This window comes from Allobosea sp. CER48 (genome assembly GCF_044752385.1).
In the GTDB taxonomy this organism is placed as follows: domain Bacteria; phylum Pseudomonadota; class Alphaproteobacteria; order Rhizobiales; family Beijerinckiaceae; genus Allobosea.
Genome location: NZ_JBIWYK010000704.1, coordinates 1 through 1,192 on the forward strand (window position 1 = coordinate 1; position 1,192 = coordinate 1,192).

Annotated in this window: 2 protein-coding genes; both read right to left on the bottom strand. The window is 68.0% G+C overall.

The window, feature by feature from the left end:
* Positions 1 to 47: 47 nt before the first annotated feature.
* Positions 48 to 584 carry a chromate transporter gene (locus tag ACIPIA_RS16690; RefSeq protein ID WP_400511090.1) on the bottom strand — a complete coding sequence of 179 codons (537 nt, stop codon included), beginning with the start codon at positions 582 to 584 and terminating at the stop codon, positions 48 to 50.
* Positions 585 to 594: 10 nt separating this feature from the next.
* Positions 595 to 1,125: a chromate transporter gene (locus tag ACIPIA_RS16695; protein ID WP_400511091.1), complete on the bottom strand. Its 531-nt coding sequence runs from the start codon at positions 1,123 to 1,125 to the stop codon at positions 595 to 597.
* Positions 1,126 to 1,192: the final 67 nt, after the last annotated feature.

A 1,192-nucleotide genomic window follows, 5' to 3' on the forward strand; every position in this document is an offset into this window, starting at 1 on the left:
AATGCGACTGCGGCGCGGGCCGGTTTCATCCCGCGCTTTCGGCCGCTTCAGATCAATGCCAGCAGGTGCAGACCGACGAAGCAGCCGGCTCCGCCGGCGATCAGCAGCAGGGGATTGACCGGCGTCAGCATAAGGACTGCCGTCGAAACGAGCGCCAGCCCGCGCCCGAGCCAGCCGCTGTCGAGCGACTGGATCAGCACATAGCTCGCAGCGAGGATCATGCCGGCAGCGACGGGCCGCAGGCCCTTTTCCAGCGCGCGCAGCAGCCGCGCCCCTTCGTAGCGCGACCAGATATGGGCGACGCCGTAGATCAGGAAGGCGGTCGGCCCGAAGATGCCGACGGTCGCGGCCAGCGCCCCCCAGATGCCGGCGATCTGCCAGCCGATCAGCGTGGCGAGCAGCGAGCCAGGCCCCGGCGCCAGCCGCGCGATCGCGAAGGCATCGACGAATTGGGCCGCGTTCAGCCAATGATGCACGTCGACGATCTGGCGATGCATGTCGGCGATGGCGCTCTGGCCGCCGCCGATCGTCACCAGCGAGAGCGGCAGGAAGACCACGAGGATGCTGAGGGGGAGGTTGGGCATCGTCTGACGCTCAGCCCCGGTGATAGGTCACGGCGACGCTGAGCGACCCGGCGCCCAGCACGGTCCAGAGCAGCGGCCATTTCAGGATCGCGACGGCGACGAAGGTCGCGGCCATGACAGCGAGCGGGAAGGCCCGGCGCGGCACGCGGCGCGCGGCCGTCAATCCCATGGCCAGGGATAGTCCGATCGCAGCCGAGGCCGCGCCATCGAGGGCGACATGGGTGATGGCGTAGTCGCCGATCGAGGCGAACAGCGTGCCGATCAGCACGATCACGACGGCGGCTGGCACCACGATGCCGAGCCAGCAGGCGATCGCGCCGCTGCGCCCACCGAGCTTGTAGCCGATCCAGATCGCCATATTGGTGACGTTGACGCCTGGCAGCGCCTGCGCGATCGAGAGCCCGTTGAGGAAATCCTCCTCGCTCATCAGGCGGCGACGCTGAACGAATTCCCGCAGCATCCAGCCGCTCAGGCCGCCGCCGAAACTGGTCAGCCCGATCCGCGCGAAGATCAGGAAGAGTTGCAGCGCTCTTGGGCGCACGGCCAAGGCATCCGGCATGTGATTCCAAGCCATCCGGCAGCGGACTTGCCAGATGGCAGTCTTTGTC